The organism is Pantoea sp. GW821-FHT03E06 (genome assembly GCF_059420725.1).
On the sequence record NZ_JBWKUG010000001.1, the window covers coordinates 3,264,257 to 3,281,534 of the forward strand.

The 17,278-nt window shown below is 55.0% G+C and carries 11 protein-coding genes and 3 tRNA genes; 6 read left to right on the top strand and 8 right to left on the bottom strand.

Features of this window, described 5'->3' with window-relative positions:
* Positions 1-27: 27 nt before the first annotated feature.
* Entirely contained in the window at positions 28-945 is a 918-nt protein-coding gene (locus tag AC07WB_RS15255; RefSeq protein ID WP_097096210.1) for a transcriptional regulator GcvA, read from the bottom strand.
* A gap of 333 nt (positions 946-1,278) precedes the next feature.
* Positions 1,279-1,503 carry a YgdI/YgdR family lipoprotein gene (locus AC07WB_RS15260; protein ID WP_097096208.1) on the bottom strand — a complete coding sequence of 75 codons (225 nt, stop codon included), beginning with the start codon at positions 1,501-1,503 and terminating at the stop codon, positions 1,279-1,281.
* 206 nt (positions 1,504-1,709) lie between these two features.
* On the opposite strand from AC07WB_RS15260, the gene csdA reads away from it, so the two are divergent.
* Both csdA and csdE read left to right on the top strand, forming a co-directional pair.
* Positions 1,710-2,915 carry a cysteine desulfurase CsdA gene (csdA, locus tag AC07WB_RS15265; protein ID WP_494940764.1) on the top strand — a complete coding sequence of 402 codons (1,206 nt, stop codon included), beginning with the start codon at positions 1,710-1,712 and terminating at the stop codon, positions 2,913-2,915.
* Between the two features lie 4 nt (positions 2,916-2,919).
* Entirely contained in the window at positions 2,920-3,375 is a 456-nt protein-coding gene (gene csdE / locus AC07WB_RS15270) for a cysteine desulfurase sulfur acceptor subunit CsdE (RefSeq protein WP_097096207.1), read from the top strand.
* Here csdE and tcdA read toward each other — a convergent pair.
* Together tcdA and mltA are read right to left on the bottom strand one after the other, a co-directional pair.
* On the bottom strand, positions 3,363-4,169 hold the full coding sequence (gene tcdA / locus AC07WB_RS15275; protein WP_494940765.1) for a tRNA cyclic N6-threonylcarbamoyladenosine(37) synthase TcdA: 807 nt from the start codon (positions 4,167-4,169) through the stop codon (positions 3,363-3,365). The two genes, csdE and tcdA, sit on opposite strands and share 13 nt — an antisense overlap.
* A gap of 28 nt (positions 4,170-4,197) precedes the next feature.
* On the bottom strand, positions 4,198-5,346 hold the full coding sequence (gene mltA / locus AC07WB_RS15280) for a murein transglycosylase A (RefSeq protein WP_345828467.1): 1,149 nt from the start codon (positions 5,344-5,346) through the stop codon (positions 4,198-4,200).
* 204 nt (positions 5,347-5,550) lie between these two features.
* Between mltA and AC07WB_RS15285 the strand changes: the two genes are divergently transcribed.
* The 3 genes from AC07WB_RS15285 (at position 5,551) to AC07WB_RS15295 (ending at position 5,886) form a co-directional block, all read left to right on the top strand.
* Positions 5,551-5,627 (top strand) — tRNA-Met (locus AC07WB_RS15285).
* Between the two features lie 53 nt (positions 5,628-5,680).
* A tRNA-Met gene (locus tag AC07WB_RS15290) sits at positions 5,681-5,757 on the top strand.
* 52 nt (positions 5,758-5,809) lie between these two features.
* Positions 5,810-5,886: transfer RNA gene (locus tag AC07WB_RS15295), tRNA-Met, on the top strand.
* Positions 5,887-5,958: 72 nt separating this feature from the next.
* Here AC07WB_RS15295 and amiC read toward each other — a convergent pair.
* A complete protein-coding gene (amiC, locus tag AC07WB_RS15300) occupies positions 5,959-7,194 on the bottom strand; it encodes an N-acetylmuramoyl-L-alanine amidase AmiC (RefSeq protein WP_494940766.1) in 1,236 nt (411 codons plus the stop codon).
* A gap of 214 nt (positions 7,195-7,408) precedes the next feature.
* Here amiC and argA point away from each other — a divergent pair, with 214 nt between their 5' ends.
* Entirely contained in the window at positions 7,409-8,755 is a 1,347-nt protein-coding gene (gene argA, locus AC07WB_RS15305) for an amino-acid N-acetyltransferase (RefSeq protein ID WP_176519152.1), read from the top strand.
* Positions 8,756-8,916: 161 nt separating this feature from the next.
* Here argA and recD read toward each other — a convergent pair whose 3' ends face one another.
* From recD to ptrA, 3 genes are read right to left on the bottom strand one after another with little or no spacing between them, the layout of a single operon-like run.
* Positions 8,917-10,755: an exodeoxyribonuclease V subunit alpha gene (recD, locus tag AC07WB_RS15310; RefSeq protein WP_494940767.1), complete on the bottom strand. Its 1,839-nt coding sequence runs from the start codon at positions 10,753-10,755 to the stop codon at positions 8,917-8,919.
* On the bottom strand, positions 10,752-14,291 hold the full coding sequence (gene recB, locus AC07WB_RS15315; protein ID WP_494940768.1) for an exodeoxyribonuclease V subunit beta: 3,540 nt from the start codon (positions 14,289-14,291) through the stop codon (positions 10,752-10,754). The genes recD and recB overlap by 4 nt, the downstream gene beginning before the upstream one ends.
* Positions 14,288-17,185, bottom strand: a complete 2,898-nt coding sequence (gene ptrA / locus AC07WB_RS15320; RefSeq protein ID WP_494940769.1) for a pitrilysin — start codon at positions 17,183-17,185, stop codon at positions 14,288-14,290. The genes recB and ptrA overlap by 4 nt, the downstream gene beginning before the upstream one ends.
* Between the last annotated feature and the right edge of the window lie 93 nt (positions 17,186-17,278).

Genomic DNA, 17,278 nt, shown 5'->3' on the forward strand with positions numbered 1-17,278 from the left:
GCACGTTACCGTGCAGCCATTAACGCGTTAATGATCGTAGCGAAAACGGAATTTTTCTTGTTCATTGGCCGCTTTTTCCAGGATCCACTGGCGAAAGGCGGCTATTTTACCCAGTTCTGCCTGGCTGTCATGACAAACCAGATAAAAAGCATTTTTACTGACCAATACGTCGTTAAAAGGACAGACCAGACGCCCGGCTTCGATTTCACTCTGCGCCATCACATTGTTGGCCAGCGCCACGCCCTGGCCATGAATGGCCGCCTGTAGCACCATTGCACTGTGACTAAAAATCGGCCCCTGCTGCACATTAATATGCTGCAGGCCGAGCTGGCGAATATACGATTGCCAATCACGGCGCGACGCATCATGCAGCAACGTGCAGTGCGCCAAATCCGCAGGCGATTTGAGGGGATGATCGCCAGTGAGCAACATCGGAGAACAAACCGGCAGCAAATATTCGGCGTACAATTTTTCCACGCGCAGGCCCGGCCAGTTACCGCGACCATAGAAAATTGCCACGTCGACATCGTCGGCTAATTTCTCTTCGTCGCGGTCCACCGCCTGGATGCGTACGTCGATGCCCGGATAAGCCATATTAAAGCTGGAAAGGCGGGGCACCAGCCACTGAATGGCGAAGCTTGGTAGCAAACTGACGGTCAGCGCGCCCTTAGCGCTACGCGCTTGTAACTTGCGCGTTGCATCATTCAGTGCGGAGAAAATCTCCTTGATATCCAAATAGTAGCTTTGCCCTTCTTCCGTCAGTAAAAGCGAACGATTCCTCCGGCGAAACAGCTTTAGACCAAGGAAATCCTCCAGAGATTTAATCTGATGGCTGACAGCAGCCTGGGTAACAAACAGCTCTTCAGCGGCTTTGGTAAAGCTTAAATGACGGGCAGCAGCATCAAAGACGCGTAAGGCATTGAGCGGCGGAAGGCGTTTAGACATGGTTTTCCGTATCCGGATTGATAAGGTAATACTTCAACTTATACAAAGTCGCTACGTATTAGTTTTTTTAATCCGAGACATTATAATTTGTCCGTTGAGGAAGCTCCAGCAAATACCTATAGTTGCCGCACTTCCTAAGCCGGAACGAAAAGATTTCTAGAAACGTGCGAGAGATCGCAGACTTTTGGAGAGCTTTTGGCTTGTGGTCGTGATGTTGTGTTTGCATTTTGATCTGACGCTTGCAGATCAAGCTTTTAATTCCTGTAGATTTACCCTGTCTGTCCATAGTGATTTTAAATAGCACCGCAAATTGCGGTGCTTTTTTTTACGTCTTTACTGCCCCATCTCTACCATCTCTTTGACATCAGAGCGGTTAATCTGCTGCTTGTTGCCATTGGCATCCTTATAGCTGATCATACCGGTTTCATCATCAACTTTGGGTTTGCCATCGGCTACGATAGTGCGACCATCGTTAGTGTGCATGACATAATTGCTGGAACAAGCGGTCAGGGTAAAGGCCATGGTGCACACGGCCAGCACTGCGGTGAGTTTATTCATCTTCTATCTCCTTGCAGATTGATTGCATTAAACCACCCGCATGCGCCAACCAGCGGTGGCACTAGTGAAATCGACCAAGAATCACGACTCGATATGCGGGTTTCGGTTCAAACCTTGCAATAATTAGCATAACGCGCTTTTCCAGCTTTGCCAGGCAACCGGCCAGCTTTCGTCCTGGTCCTAACATGATTAAGAGTGGGCTGAGTATGACCATTTTTTCCCCTGGCGCCTTTCGCCAGCAGTTTCCCGCGCTGAGCGATGCCGGTATCTATCTTGATAGCGCTGCCACTGCATTAAAACCGCAGGCCGTGATTGACGCTACCACGCAGTTTTATAGCTTAAGCGCCGGCACCGTACATCGCAGCCAATTCGCCGCTGCCCGCGCACTGACGGAAAAGTATGAGCAGGCGCGCGGTCTGGTTGCTGGCTGGCTTAACGCGGCTGACGATCGTCAGATTGTCTGGACGCGCGGCACCACTGAGGCGATTAATCTGGTCGCCAATGGCTGGCTGGCACCGCGCCTGCAGGCAGGTGATGAGATTGTGGTGAGCGAAGCCGAGCACCATGCCAATCTAGTGCCGTGGCTGATGGTGGCGCAGGCCTGCGGCGCAAAAGTGGTGAAATGGCCGCTGGGTGCCGATCGCCTGCCGGATATCGCTCAACTGCCCGCTTTGCTCAACGCCCGCACCCGATTACTCGCCGTGGGTCAGATGTCGAACGTCACCGGTGGCTGCCCCGATCTGGCGCAGGCGATTCGTTTAGCCCATGACGTGGGCGCGAAAGTGATGGTCGATGGCGCGCAGGGCGTGGTGCATTGCCCCCCCGATGTACAGGCGCAGGATATCGACTTCTATGCGTTCTCAGGTCACAAGCTTTATGGGCCAATGGGCATTGGCGTGCTGTATGGCAAGGCTGAATTGCTGGAGGCGATGCAGCCATGGCAGGGTGGCGGCAAGATGCTGACGCAGGTTGATTTTAACGGGTTCACACCGCAGCCGGTGCCGTGGCGCTTTGAAGCTGGCACGCCGAATGTGGCGGGCGTGGTGGGATTAAGCGCTGCATTGGAGTGGCTGGCGCAGCATCATGCCGAAAAGGCCGAAATGTGGAGCCAGCAACTGGCAAGTCTGGCTGAAGAGCAATTGAGCGAGATCCCCGGCTTCCATAGCTTTCGCTGTGGCAATGCCAGTCTGCTGGCGTTTGATATAGAAGGTATTCACCACAGCGATATCGTTACGCTACTCGCCGAGCAAGGTATTGCGTTACGCGCCGGGCAGCACTGTGCGCAACCCTTAATGGCGGCGCTGGGCGTCACTGGCACATTGCGCGTCTCATTCGCCCCCTATAATAATCTGCAGGACGTGGATGCGCTGGTGCGCGCCATGCACCACGCCATTGACCTACTGAGTGAATAATCCCATGACATCATCCCTGCTCGCTCCGCATCCGTTTGGCGATTTGATTACTGAAGCCAGCCTGACAGAGAAATTTACCCATTTTCATCAGTGGGAAGATCGCTATCGTCAGCTGATCCAGCTCAGCCGCCAGCTGCCTGCATTATCGGAAGAATTAAAGACAGCGGAAATCGAGCTAAGTGGCTGTGAGAACCGCGTCTGGCTGAGTAGCCAGCTGCTGAACAACGGCACGCTGCACTTTTACGGCGACAGTGAAGGACGTATCGTGCGTGGTTTACTGGCGGTGTTATTGACGGCGGTAGAAGGCAAAACGCCAGCCGACTTGCTTGAGCAAGATCCGCTGGCGCTGTTTGATACGTTAGGTTTGCGCGCGCAGCTGAGTGCATCGCGCAGCAGCGGTTTACAGGCGCTGGCGGATGCGGTGCAACGCGCCGCACGCGAGCACACTCAGGCCGTTTGACGCGCCGCCTTAGCAAGAAACTTCTTCAGCGCATGAGCAACCGCCACAAAGCCAAAGGTGGCGGTCACCATGGTGGCAGCCCCAAACCCGGCGGCACAATCCATGCGTTTTGGCCCTTCGGCGGTACTCCGTGAGGTACACACGCTGCCATCGGGCTGCGGATACATCAGCGCTTCCGTCGAAAACACGCAGTCGATGCCGAGCTTTCCTTTACTGTTCTTCACCACGCCAAAATCGCCTTTCAATCGTTCGCGCAGCTTGGCCGCCAGCGGGTCCTGAATGGTTTTCGCCAGATCGCTAACCTGGATCTGCGTGGGATCGATCTGGCCGCCTGCGCCGCCAGTGGTGATCAGCGGGATCTTGTTACGCCGACACCAGGCAATCAACGCCGCTTTCGGACGCACGCTATCAATCGCATCAATCACATAGTCAAACCCCGCGGACAACAGTTCAGCGGTATTCTCCGGCGTGATGAAATCATCAATGCAAATCACTTCGCATTCAGGGTTGATAGCACGCATCCGCTCCGCCATGACCTCGGTTTTCGCCTGGCCGACTTTACCCTGCAGCGCATGAATTTGCCGGTTGGTATTGGTGATGCAGACATCGTCCATATCGATCAGGGTGATTCTACCGATGCCAGTGCGCGCTAGCGCTTCCGCCGCCCACGAGCCCACACCGCCAATACCAATCACACAAAAATGGGCGTCGGCAAAACGCTGTAACGCATCCTGCCCATATAGACGCGCCGTGCCGCCAAAACGTTGACGCCAGGCATCACTTACCACAGCCATAACAAACCTTTCTCAACAAGACGGAACATCAATTAGACCCCAATAGCAGTGAACCATTGTTGCCATTTTGTGGGTTGCTAAACACCGGCTGACCGGTGCCCGGCGCGGCTTTCAGCACCCAAACGCGACCATAATGGTTGTAAAATCCGGCCAGATGCGCGGCATCCGGGCCCACGCCCTGATAGATATCGAAGTGCTGGCCTTTAATCGCGCCGCCCACATCTAGCGCCACCATCAAGCGCATCTCATATTTTCCGTTGAATTTACCCTTCTCGTTCAGCTGCGGCACTTCCGCTAATAGCACGGTCCCGGCAGGGATCAGTGACCGATCGGATGCAACCGAAGCCTTAGCGATTAGCGGCACCGCGCTGGCACCGCGAACCGGCACGTACTCTTCTGGCTTGAAGAACACGAAGGATTGGTTGGTTTCCAGCACCGAACGCACTTCCTGCGGCGAATGTTCTTGCGCCCACTGACGAATCGCCTGCATCGACATATCTTCGCGCTTCACTTCACCGCGATCGATCAGCTCTTTTCCGACGCTGTGGTACGCCCAGCCATTTTTGCCGCCGTAGCCAAAGAAGCGCAGCGGGCGACCATCACCAAAATCAACATAACCGCTGCCCTGCACATCCATCATGAAATTATCGATCAGCGAATTGCTGTAAGCGATCACGTAGCGCTCATCAAGGCCGCCACTATAGATAGAAGCGCGGCTCGGCAGTTTCTGTCCGCGCGGACGCGGTGGCATGCGATAGATTGGATACTGGAACTCGCCCTGACGGGTATAACGCGCTTCCACTACCGGCGTGTAGTAGCCAGTGAATTGCACGTTGCCATAATTGTCGGTGCCTTCCATCTGATAAGCATTCAAACCAAACTGGTTGAGCTGGCGCGTATCGGCACCGGACAGCAGCCAGTTTTGCACCGCGCTATAGGTGCCGTTGTTGCGTCCGAACAGACCGGAAGAGGCCGTTTGAATCTGCACAACCTGATCGCTGAAGTCTTTACCGTTGACCGGACGCCCTTTGGCATTGGGCTGATTCACCAGCCCGAGCGGCTGCTCCAGCTTGCCATCGATATATTGCTGACCACGATCGGTCGGTTTAGAACTACAACCCGCTAACAGCGCGAAAAATGCGCCAGTCAGTGCATACTTCGCCCAATGTCCTTTCATACCCTTCTCTTTTTATCGATTGTTTGCCCGGCGACGATAGCAAACGGGCGGAGAGAATGAAATCCACCACAACCTGCCTTGCTCACATCTGTATAATAAAGCGACGATTGGCGACTTTATTCATCAACTAACTGTAAATTTAGTGATTTGTCTCAAAAAGGAGTTGCATCGCCGCGCGTCCAGAGTATAGTGCGCATCCACGGACGCGGGGTGGAGCAGCCTGGTAGCTCGTCGGGCTCATAACCCGAAGGTCGTCGGTTCGAATCCGGCCCCCGCAACCAATTCTTCTTAAGTGAAGAGACAATGTGAAGTGTCGTGTAACGCGTCAGACGGACGCGGGGTGGAGCAGCCTGGTAGCTCGTCGGGCTCATAACCCGAAGGTCGTCGGTTCGAATCCGGCCCCCGCAACCAATTGTCTATAAGAAGAATACAATGTGAAGTGTCGCTTAGCGCGACAGACGGACGCGGGGTGGAGCAGCCTGGTAGCTCGTCGGGCTCATAACCCGAAGGTCGTCGGTTCGAATCCGGCCCCCGCAACCAATCATTTAAACACCTTAACGGGTGTTTTTTTGTTTCTGCCATACGCTAAAAGCGGCATTTCTGCCGCCCGCTTCAACGATGCGCCAGCGCCGCCCCTTTATCAAAATACGCCTTGATGCCATGCAAAATCGCCTCAGCCACCTGATGCTGATAGCGCGCGGTACGCAGCTTACGCTCCTCCTCCACATTACTGATAAACGCGGTTTCTACCAGAATGGAAGGAATATCAGGCGCTTTCAGCACGGCAAATCCAGCCTGATCAACCGTGCGCTTATGCAGATGATTAATGTGCCCCATACGCGCCAGCACCTCTTTGCCGAACTTCAGGCTGTCGCTGATCGTTTGACGCTGCACCATATCGAACATGGTGTGATCGAGATAGCGATCGCCGCTCATGCTGACACCCCCAATCAAATCGGCTTCATTCTGCGTCTGCGCCAGGAAGCGCGCTGCCGTCGAGGTTGCGCCCCGCGTTGAGAGTGCAAACACCGATGATCCACGCGCCGCCCGGCTGGTGAAGGCATCGGCGTGGATCGAGATAAACAGATCAGCACGCTGCTTACGTGCTTTCGCGACCCTTACACGTAATGGAATAAAGACATCTTCGTTACGCGTCATGTAGGCTTTCATGTTGCGCTCTTTATCGATCAGCGCCTTCAGATAGCGCCCGATTTTCAGCACGATATCTTTCTCACGCGTTTTATATTTACCATGTGCGCCCGGATCTTCACCGCCATGCCCAGGATCGATCATGATAATAATTGGCCGATCGCGCCCTGCTTTGCCCGGCAGCGCAGCCTGCACGGGCTGATCGCGTTCGAGATCGCCCTGATTGTAATCCTGTAGTAACGCCAGAAGCGGATCCTCCTCCTGTGACTTTTGGCTGGGATAGAGATCCACGACTAAACGATGCTTAATGCCCGCCACCGGCGCCAGTGTGAAGGTCTTCGGCGCGATACTGCGCTTGAGCTCCAGCACGATGCGCACCGTATTCGTATCAAATTGACCAACGCGCGCGGTTTTGATGTAGGGATCGTCCATACGCACCAGCTTATCCACGCCTTTTAGTACCGGATTGATGTGCATATTTTCGATATCAATAACCAGACGATCGGGATTATTCAGCGTGAATTGCTTGTACTTGAGGGGAACATTCGATTCCAGTGTAACGCGGGAGTATGTTGAGGATGGCCAGATGCGCACCGCCACAATATGCTGGCTGGCTGCCACTCCAGTGCGCGTGACGCTCAACAGCCATAATGCCCCAGCGCCCTGTAATAATCGTCGTCGTGTAAAAGCTTCGGACATGCCGCTCCACTTGCTATGTTGTGTCTAAAAAAACGTCAAATGATGGCAAGAAAGCGAAAACTTTGTTCGACCAGAAATGTCTTGTCTTGCCGGAAAAACCAGATAATGCAGTCTGTTAGCGAGTGTTGCATCAGGAAAATCGTAAAGTAACGTCAGGCCGGACACTTGCATTAATCTGCGAAAGAGCATAAAAATACGAAAATTACGAATAAAAATGCAAAGAGGGTTTGCCGTGAAGGAACGCAGTACAGAACTGGTTCAGGGTTTTCGCCATACCGTTCCCTATATAAATACCCACCGCGACAAGACCTTTGTCATCATGCTGGGTGGTGAAGCCATCGAGCATGAGAACTTCTCAAGCATCGTAAATGATATCGGCCTGTTGCATAGTCTTGGCATTCGGCTGGTGGTGGTCTACGGTGCCCGTCCGCAGATTGATGCCAGCCTGGCGCAGCAACAGCTGGAACCGATTTACCATAAACACACGCGCGTCACCGATGCGCAGTCGCTTGAGCTGGTCAAGCAGGCAGCTGGCCGACTGCAGCTGGATATCACCGCGCGTCTCTCGATGAGTCTCAATAACACGCCGCTGCAAGGTGCTCATATTAACGTCGTGAGCGGCAACTTTATTATTGCGCAGCCGCTAGGCGTGGATGATGGCGTCGATTACTGCCATAGCGGCCGTATCCGTCGTATTGATGAAGAGGCGATTCATCGCCAACTGGATAATGATGCGATCGTGCTGCTGGGACCAGTGGCCGTTTCAGTGACCGGCGAAAGCTTTAACCTGACGTCAGAAGAAGTCGCGACGCAGCTGGCCATCAAATTGAAGGCCGAGAAAATGATTGGTTTCTGCTCCGAGCAGGGCGTCACCGATCGCGAAGGTAACATCATTTCCGAGCTGTTTCCCAATGAAGCCCAGGCGCGCATTGACGAAATGGAGAGCGATGGCGATTTCCTTTCGGGCACCGTACGCTTCCTGCGCGGTGCGGTTAAAGCCTGCCGCAGCGGGGTGCGTCGCAGCCATCTGATCAGCTATCAGGAAGACGGAGCGTTACTGCAAGAACTGTTCTCCCGCGACGGTATCGGCACGCAGATTGTTATGGAATCGGCCGAGCAGATTCGCCGCGCCAACATCAATGATATCGGCGGTATTTTGGAGCTGATTCGTCCGCTGGAGCAGCAGGGCATTCTGGTGCGCCGTTCACGCGAGCAGCTGGAGATGGAGATTGATAAATTCACCATCATTCAGCGCGATAATCTGACCATTGCCTGTGCAGCGCTGTATCCGTTCCCGGACGAGCAGATTGGTGAGATGGCCTGTGTCGCGGTACATCCGGATTATCGCAGCTCATCGCGCGGCGAATTGCTCTTAGAACGCGTAGCGCTGCAAGCGCGTCAAATGGGGCTGAAAAAGCTGTTTGTGTTGACGACCCGCAGTATTCACTGGTTCCAGGAACGCGGTTTTACGCCGGTGGATATTGAGTCGCTGCCCGAGAGCAAAAAGCAGATGTACAACTACCAGCGCCGTTCGAAAGTGCTGATGGCAGACTTGGGTTAGCACTTGCTGGTGGGCATTTATGCGCATCGGGAAGAGGTCGCCATGAATGGCGACCCTACGGTGCATTTGTAGAGGCGGCATTTATGCGCATCGGGAAGAGGTCGCCATGAATGGCGACCCTATGGTGCATTTGTAGGGGCGGCATTTATGCCGACCTGGGTTTATTCCCCGCTCAACCGCTCGAGCAATCCGCTGCGCCGTTGGGTGCGCAGCTGCACCGCCCGGCGGAATACGCTTTCATCGCTGTACAACGTCAGCTGCTTTCGCGCACGCGTAATGGCGGTATAAATCAGTTCACGCGTTAGCACCGGTAAAAACTGCGCCGGCATCACTAACGCCGTATGATCAAACTCCGATCCCTGCGATTTGTGCACCGTCATTGCCCACGCGGTATCGTGCGTGGGTAAACGACTTGGCTGTACCGCTTTGATGCTGCCATCTGGCAATGGGAAAAATACTTTCAGCAGACCTTCATCATCAAACAGCGTAATGCCGATATCGCCGTTAAACAGGCCCAACGCGCTATCGTTGCGCGTCACCATCACCGGACGTCCCTGATACCAACGACTGCCGCCGGTGGGACGACGAATCAGTTGCAGCTGCATCAGCTTCTGTTCAATACGTTGATTCAGCCCCTGCACGCCAAAAGGCCCTTCGCGTAGCGCACACAGCAGCTGATAGCGACCAAATGCCGCGATAATCTCTGCCGGATCTGCTCGCTGGCTAATCAGTTTCAGGAAAGGCTGGTAGCCTGCTGCAATCTCCGCCAGCATCGCCTGATAAGCCTCCGCATCATTTAAAGGTTTACGCGCGATATCACTAAACCCTGCCTGCAATGCCGCCTCGACTGCTTTCGCATCACCTGCGTTAACGGCGCTGGCCAGCTGCCCGATGCCGGAGTTGGCGTCAAAGCGATAACTTTTGCGCAGCAGGCAAATAGAGTCGCGCACAGGGGGAGCGCTGTGCTCATCATTGCCCGCCACTGCACAGCCAGTAATTTCACTGAGTTGTAACGCACGCGCGGTACTGTAACCGGCCTCAGCGCAGCGGCAGATATCGCCGAGCACCGCGCCCGCTTCAACGGATGCAAGTTGATCGCGATCGCCCAGGAAAATGACTCGCGCCTGCGGAGGCAACGCGGCGATAAGATTGGCCATCATACCGAGATCGACCATGGAGGCTTCATCCACCACCAGCACATCCAGATGCAATGGATTTCCCGCGTGATAGCGCAGACGCTGCGTTTCCGGTTGTGCGCCTAAAAGACGGTGCAACGTAGTGGCCTCAGCCGGAAAGCGTAGTCGTTCCGCCTCGCTAACCGGCAGCTTTTGCAGCGCCTTACCCAGCGATTCGGTGAGACGCGCCGCGGCCTTGCCGGTTGGAGCAGCCAATTGAATACGAAGTGCGTCCCCACTCAGGCGAATGAGCGCTGCCAGCAGTTTTGCCACCGTAGTGGTTTTTCCGGTGCCGGGGCCGCCAGAAATAACCGCGGTTTTTTGCGTCAATGCTACGGCGGCCGCAATTTTCTGCCAGTTATCCGGCGCGATACCAAACAGCTGATCCAGTACTTCTCTTACCTGCTCAGATGCAAACTGCTGCGCTGTGGCCTGTGACTGGAAGAAGCGTGCCACCTGCCCTTCGTTATGCCATAAGCGATGCAGATAGAGACGATTCTCGCTCAACACGATCGGCGCCGCCCGATCGTGACTGTGCAACGCAGGCCAGTCACTCAGTTCTGCGTGCCAATCTTGCGGCTCCCCGGCAGCTTGCCAGATAGCGTGCGCCAGCTCCGCATGACGACCATTAAACAGGTTGTCGCGGCTCAGCTGCGTCAGCGGTAAACAGACATGCCCATCCCCTGCTTCTGCACTCAGGCATGCTGCCAGGAGTAATCGCGCCGGATAATCATCATCGGCCAACAGTTGGGCAAACTGGACATCCAGCGGCCGCAGCAAGCGCAGCTCAGCTGCCTGTGCCAAAAGCGCCGTCATACCGCTCATGCAGACTCTCCTGGCCCGCGAAACAGGCTGTCCAGTTGTGAAACAAAATCGAAGCTTGGACGCGTATGGAACACGCCATTATCGGGTGAGCTACCATCCATGCCGCGCAGGAAAAGATAGAACACGCCGCCAAAGTGCTGCTCATAATCGTAATCAGGCACACGATGCTGTAAATAGCGATGCAGCGCCAGCGTATAGAGTTGGTACTGCAAATCGTAGCGGTGGTCGATCATCGCCTGCGCCATCGCCTGCGGTGTATAAGCTTCGTGGCTGTCACCCAGCCAGTTGGATTTATAATCCAGCAGGTAGTATTTACCCTGCCAGCGAAACACCAGGTCAATAAAGCCTTTTAGCATGCCCTGCACCTGACGGAAATCAAGCGGCGGAGCCTGTGCCGATAACGCATCCTGAGCGATTAATGCACTGAGTTCATGCGCCGTCAGCACGTTATCAATTGGCAGATAGAAGGCCATTTCAACCAAACAATCGTGATGGTGAACGCCCGCCAGATGGATGCCCTGCGCATTCAGCGGCGTAGTGACCACGCGTGCAATCCACTCACTGAGCATCGGCTGCCAGTGGAGCGGGTAACCGTTTTGCTGCAGATGCTGCGTCAGCTTCTCTGCGGAGGGCGGCTGTGGGAAATCCAGTGATTCAAACAGCTCATGTAAAAACGTCCCCGGTGCAGCACCGCGCGGGAAATGGTGGGGTGTTAACGTCGCTTCCAGCGTCTCCTCACGGTTCTCCTCGCCCGCTGCTTCAACATCGAAGTTTGGCATCACATCCAACAGGCGATGAGTGCCATGCTGCTGTAAACCGGAGTAGCTGGTTACCCGCCACGGATCGGCCAACACACGCGTTACGGCACGCGCGGCAAGTTCGCTATCGGCAACGGCATCATTCTGCCAGCGCTCGGCATGGATATCATCCGCCAGCACCACATCGGTGCCTACTGCCTCCATATCATTGAGCAGAATAGCCAACTGCTCTGCCGTGGCCGCTTCACCACGCTGCAACAAGAACCCGAGCGCGCTTTTGTGCACATCGCTCTCGCCCTCTTTCTTACGCGTGCCACGAAACAGCGGCGCCACCCCAACGCTGCAGTGATAAATCGAGCGGGTCAGCGCCACGTACAGCAGACGCAAATCTTCCGCGAGACGCTCCTGCTCGGCCAGCGCCAGACTCGCCTCATCCGCTTGCAGATCCAGCACCGCTCCAAAACTTTCACGATCGTGATACAGCGCGGTATCGGCTTCGCGGAAACCGGCGGCGAATGGCAGCCACACTAACGGATATTGCAGTCCTTTGGACTTGTGAATGGTGACAATCTGTACCAGATGGCGATCGCTCTCCAGACGCAGCTGCTGGCTGGCAGACTGACTATCCGGACGTGCGATCTGCTGCGCCAGATGGCGCACCAGCGCATGCGGACTATCCAGCTGTGCTGCCGCCTCCTGTAACAGTTCGCCCAGATGCAGTAAATCGGTCAGGCGGCGTTCACCGTTGTCTGATGCCAGCAAATTCTCTGCCAGCTGACGCTCCAGCATCATCTCGCGCAGCATCGGCAACACGCCACGCTGCTGCCACACCAGCTGCCAGCGAGCAAAGGTATCGACCAATTCATCCCAACCACGAGCATCCTGATCCAGCGCATCCAGCTGCGAGGCATCAAAGGCAAACAGCGAGGTAGCCAGCGCCGTACGCAGCATACGCTCCTGTTCCGGCGCCAGCACCGCCTGCAGCAGCCACAACAGCTCGCGCGCTTCCGGCGTGGTGTAGACGCTGTCGCGGTTAGAGAGATACACCGACGGAATCCCCAGCAGATTTAACGCTTCGCGAATCAGATTGGCTTCGTTACGGCTGCGCACCAGCACGGTGATATCTGAAGCTTGTACCGGGCGCAGTGCAGGAGCTTTGCCCAGCATCGCACGCTGTTGCTGACCAGCCTGTAGCCAGCGGCGTATGTCGGCCGCACACTGCTGCGCCATCCGTTGCTGATAGTCTCCCACGCTGCAACCTGCCCCAGGTTGCAGCCAGAAGCGCAATGCCGCTTGCTCAACCTGATCGATGCTGAGCGACAAGCGCTGATTGGGTGGCGCGAACTGCACCGGCTGGAAGGGAATGTCGGCGAACAAAAATGGCGCTTCAAGACGCATAAACAGCTGATTGACGCTGCTAACCATCGCCGGCGACGAGCGCCAGTTAGTATCCAGCGTATAGTGCGCGCTGACCTCACTCCGTGCCCGAATATAGGTAAAAATATCCGCGCCACGAAACGCGTAAATCGCCTGTTTTGGATCGCCAATCAGCAGCAGCGCATGCGCTGGTTGATTGATGTAAAGCGTGCGGAAAATGCGGTATTGCAGCGGATCGGTATCCTGAAATTCATCAATTAACGCCACCGGAAAACGCTGACGGATGGCCTGCGCCAGCTGTTCACCACTGGGCTGCTGCAGCGCTTCGTCCAGACGGCTTAGCAGGTCATCAAAACCTAGCAGTGCCTGCTGGCGCTTTTCTTTACGTACCGCAGCACGCACCTCAACCAGCGCACGGGCAATTACCAAATCACGCAGCGACAGCGGCTGCGCGATAAAGCTATCAATGGCGTCAAATAAGCCATGCTGTGGCGGAAGGCCCTTTTTGGTCTTCTCTATCAGTACCTGCTGGCCAAAGCGCGCCAGCTCGGCAGGAACCTGATAATCGTACGTTTCGCTTTGTGCCCAGAAGCTGACCTTGTTAACCCAAACCGGCAAATTTTTACTGCTGTAGCTACGCTTATCCACGTCCGATTGTCCAACCAGCGTCAGCACCTCTTCGCCGACCGCCAGCCACTGCGCTTTCATGGCGGCGATACGCGCCAGATTTTCACTGTGGCGTGAGGCCAGCGTTTCACCCTCGGCAGGCGGAAGACGCAGGCTGGGAGACTCGCCCTGTAACCATGGACGCAAGGTTGCCAACAACTGCTCCGGGCCGCTCCACTCGCTGACAATCACGCGCGCAACATCCAGCGTCAATGGATAGCAGTGGCGGCGCCAAAAATCGGCCGTCGCCTGTCGCAGCAGAAGCTGTTCATCCTCAATCAGCTGCTGTTCAAACAGCATCCCTGATTCAAAGGCATTGAGATTGAGCATGCGTTGGCAGAAGCCGTGAATAGTGAATATCGCCGCTTCGTCCATCTGGCGCTCGGCAGCAAGCAGCAGTGAAGCCGCATCGGCAGGTTGCGGAATCTCCTGCAACAGTTGCATCAGCATCGGGTTGCCGCTGACGCCGCGCAGGCAGGCCAATCGCAGTTCGTGAATATTGGCACGAATACGTCCACGCAGCTCGGCGGTAGCAGCCTCGGTAAAAGTCACCACCAAAATTTCTTCTACCGACAGTGGGCGGGAATACGCATTTTGTCCACCTAACCCGAGCAGCAGGCGCAGATAGAGCAGACCGATGGTAAAGGTCTTGCCTGTTCCGGCTGAGGCTTCAATCAGACGCTCACCGCGCAGCGGCAGCGTCAGGGGATTGAGGGTTTCAGGTAACAAACTCATTGCGCATCACTCTTCACTGGCAATGATTGCTGCAATTTCTGCACCTCATCCCACGTGGTCCAGTCCGGCAATAGCGCGTAATCATCTTTGGTCGCACCATCATGGCTACCGCCAATCTGCGAAATCATCGCCATGCCCTGCTGCGCTAACACCGCCTGATGGAAGAAGTCGGCCAGACCCGCTGGCGTCAGCTTTTGAATTTGCTCAATCGCTTTTTCACGCGTATCGAAAGCAAAATTCTGGCGATTGAAGTCGCGGTTAAAGCGGTTCGCCTCTTCATCCAGCGTTTGCGGGCGCTGCTTCATATCGTTGATCAACGCCTGCTGATATTGGGCGAAATCTTCCGGTTTCATGGTGCGCAGACGCTGTTCAGCCTGCGGATAAAAGGCCTGGAAGCGTTGCAGTAAGAAGGCGGGTTGTTTGCTGTTACTTTGCAGTAAGAAACCGATACCCCATTGGCGACCAATCGGCATCTGGTAGGCAAACACCGCATAGCCGAGCTGCTCTTCGGTACGCAACTGATTGTAGAACCACGGCTGCACTATCTGGCTGAGCATGGTGCTGTTAGCCATGCTTTGATACTCGCTGTAGCCCAACGGCACATACAGCGCCGCCAGCGCGGAATCGGTGCTGCTACCTGCTTTCTGCAGGTTGGCCTTCATCGCCTTATCGACGACCACATAATCACTGTGCCAGTAGCCGTGGCCATCGCTCTGCAACTGCTGTTTAAGTTCATCACCCAACTGTATAACGCGATCGGCTGATAGATTCCCCACCACCATCATCTCTGGTGTTGCGTGATGAATCAGCGCATCACGATAGTCAGTGACCTCTTTCAACGTGATCTCTTTGACCAGCTTGCGGCGCGTTTCGCGCTGGGTATAGGGCAGCTGCGAGAGCATTTGCATTGGCTGAATGGCTTGCTCAAACGCTTTGCCTTTTTCAGCCGCCTCCAATCGATCCAGATACCAGGATTTGGCCTGTTCCAGCTGCTGTTGATCCGGGGTAAACGTGGCGTAGCCTTCCACCAGTTTTTTCAGCAGTTCCGGCAAGCGTTGGGTAAACCCGCTGGCGCTAAACACGATGCCATCATCTTCACCGGTGGAGAAGCTGATGCCGCCAACCGATGCCTGCGAGTTGAGCTGATCCAGAGCCAGACTGGAGAGATAGTCATTCAACCCAAACAGCACCTGCTGGCGCGCATCGCTAATCGCGGCTTTGTTGCGCAGTGCCAGGGTGATCGCCGCTTTGGGTTCACTGGCAAACATCTGGCTTGGCATCCAGTAGATGCGCATGCTGTCACCGCTGGTGAGCGCCACGGGATGATCGTAGGTTTTACCTGTGGAAGGCATGATGGTGAAATCAGACGGAATATAGGGATTCAGGGCCGGCATCGATAGCTGCAGCTGAGTGGCACGCTGCTGCCAGTCACTGAACTGCGCGGTGCTGATTTTATCCACCTGGTAAGGCGCGTTCACAAAATAGGCTTCTTTGTTGTGCGGCTCCTGCGGACTGATGTACCAGATACGCGCGTTCTGCGGCGTCATCTCATCAAGACGTGATTTGATGGCGGCTGGGTCGAATTGATCGGCCAGATATGGCGCGTCCAGCGTATGTTCAACCGGCACACGTAGCATGGTGTCCACTAACCATTCGATGTAATCCATATCGCGCGTGATTGATGGATAGCGGAAATCCAGTGCCAGTACATGAGAGACTTCATCAAAGTACTCTTTGCTGATGCCTTTACTACGCAGCAGATCCAGGTAGCTAAATACTGCGGCTACGACCTCATCGCGCTGTGCCAACCCTTTATCGGTGAGCGATACGCTGATAGCAAACACGCCGCTGTTGCGCTCGGTCATCGGATCGGCACCCGCGCTGACACCGTCAGCCAGCCCCTGCTTTTGCAGCCAGTCATTAAGGGTATTCTTGCTGCGGTTGCCCAGAATATAACTAATCAACGTATCCGTTTTACTGCGGAACTGGCCGCTGTTATTGGCAATACGGAATTCGATTTTTAACTGCTTGCGCGGCTGTGCAGGCACGTAATGAATAATGATGCCCTTTTGTGCATCGGTGACCACGGGGACATCTATCTCAGGCACTGCCGTCTGATGATTGGCCACTCGACCAAAGGTCTTTGCCGCAATGTCGGCCATCTCTGGCAGCGGCTTGTTGCTGTAAATCACCGCCTTCATCAGATTCGCCGAATAATGGCTGTGATAAAAATCGGTTAGCGCCTGATGTAATTTGCTGTCGGGCTTATCACTCAGCGTATCAAGGTTACCGCCGGAATAACGTGAACCCGGATGTGCAGGGTTTAGGGTTTCTGCACCCACTTGCGACATACGCAAACCATCACGCGAGCGGGCCATGGTGAGCTCAGCGTTAACAGCGTGGCGTTCACGGTCAGCATTGATCGGATCCAACAGCGGTTCAGCAATCGCATCAGCCAGGCGATCGACAGCCGGCTGCAGTGCATCGTTCTCCACTTCAAGATAGAACGCCGTACGATAGGAGGCCGTACTGGCATTATGGCTACCACCGTGCTTCTTCAGAAATTCTGCAAGATTGTCAGGCTGCGGATAAAGCTTAGATCCCATCAGCACCATATGTTCCAGATAGTGCGCCAGGCCCAGTTGCTGATTAGGATCATCCAGCGAACCTATCGGCAACGTCAGCGCCGCCAGGGATTTCGGTGCTTCTGCGTCCGAGACCAGCAGCACGGTCATGCCGTTACTTAAGGTAATCGCCTGATAGCTGCGTGGATCGTGATCGCTTTTACGAATGGTGTCATTAATGGGTTGCCAGCCGCGATCGGTATCGGCAAAGGCATTCAGCGCCAGCATGCTCAGCAGCAGCGCTCCAATCCAGCGTGCGTAAATCCGCATTTAAACCCCTTACGTTACCCTTTTCCGCTGTCTGTGTGCCCAGCGGTGAAATAGAAAAACTTTTTTATAGTAGTGAGAACAGCGTTAACGAGG

What these genes read in the sequence shown, in the direction of transcription:
- AC07WB_RS15255 (WP_097096210.1), bottom strand. Translation starts at nt 945, where the DNA reads ATGTCTAAACGCCTTCCGCCGCTCAATGCCTTACGCGTCTTTGATGCT.
- AC07WB_RS15260 (WP_097096208.1), bottom strand. Translation starts at nt 1,503, where the DNA reads ATGAATAAACTCACCGCAGTGCTGGCCGTGTGCACCATGGCCTTTACC.
- csdA (WP_494940764.1), top strand. Translation starts at nt 1,710, where the DNA reads ATGACCATTTTTTCCCCTGGCGCCTTTCGCCAGCAGTTTCCCGCGCTG.
- csdE (WP_097096207.1), top strand. Translation starts at nt 2,920, where the DNA reads ATGACATCATCCCTGCTCGCTCCGCATCCGTTTGGCGATTTGATTACT.
- tcdA (WP_494940765.1), bottom strand. Translation starts at nt 4,169, where the DNA reads ATGGCTGTGGTAAGTGATGCCTGGCGTCAACGTTTTGGCGGCACGGCG.
- mltA (WP_345828467.1), bottom strand. Translation starts at nt 5,346, where the DNA reads ATGAAAGGACATTGGGCGAAGTATGCACTGACTGGCGCATTTTTCGCG.
- amiC (WP_494940766.1), bottom strand. Translation starts at nt 7,194, where the DNA reads ATGTCCGAAGCTTTTACACGACGACGATTATTACAGGGCGCTGGGGCA.
- argA (WP_176519152.1), top strand. Translation starts at nt 7,409, where the DNA reads ATGCAAAGAGGGTTTGCCGTGAAGGAACGCAGTACAGAACTGGTTCAG.
- recD (WP_494940767.1), bottom strand. Translation starts at nt 10,755, where the DNA reads ATGAGCGGTATGACGGCGCTTTTGGCACAGGCAGCTGAGCTGCGCTTG.
- recB (WP_494940768.1), bottom strand. Translation starts at nt 14,291, where the DNA reads ATGAGTTTGTTACCTGAAACCCTCAATCCCCTGACGCTGCCGCTGCGC.
- ptrA (WP_494940769.1), bottom strand. Translation starts at nt 17,185, where the DNA reads ATGCGGATTTACGCACGCTGGATTGGAGCGCTGCTGCTGAGCATGCTG.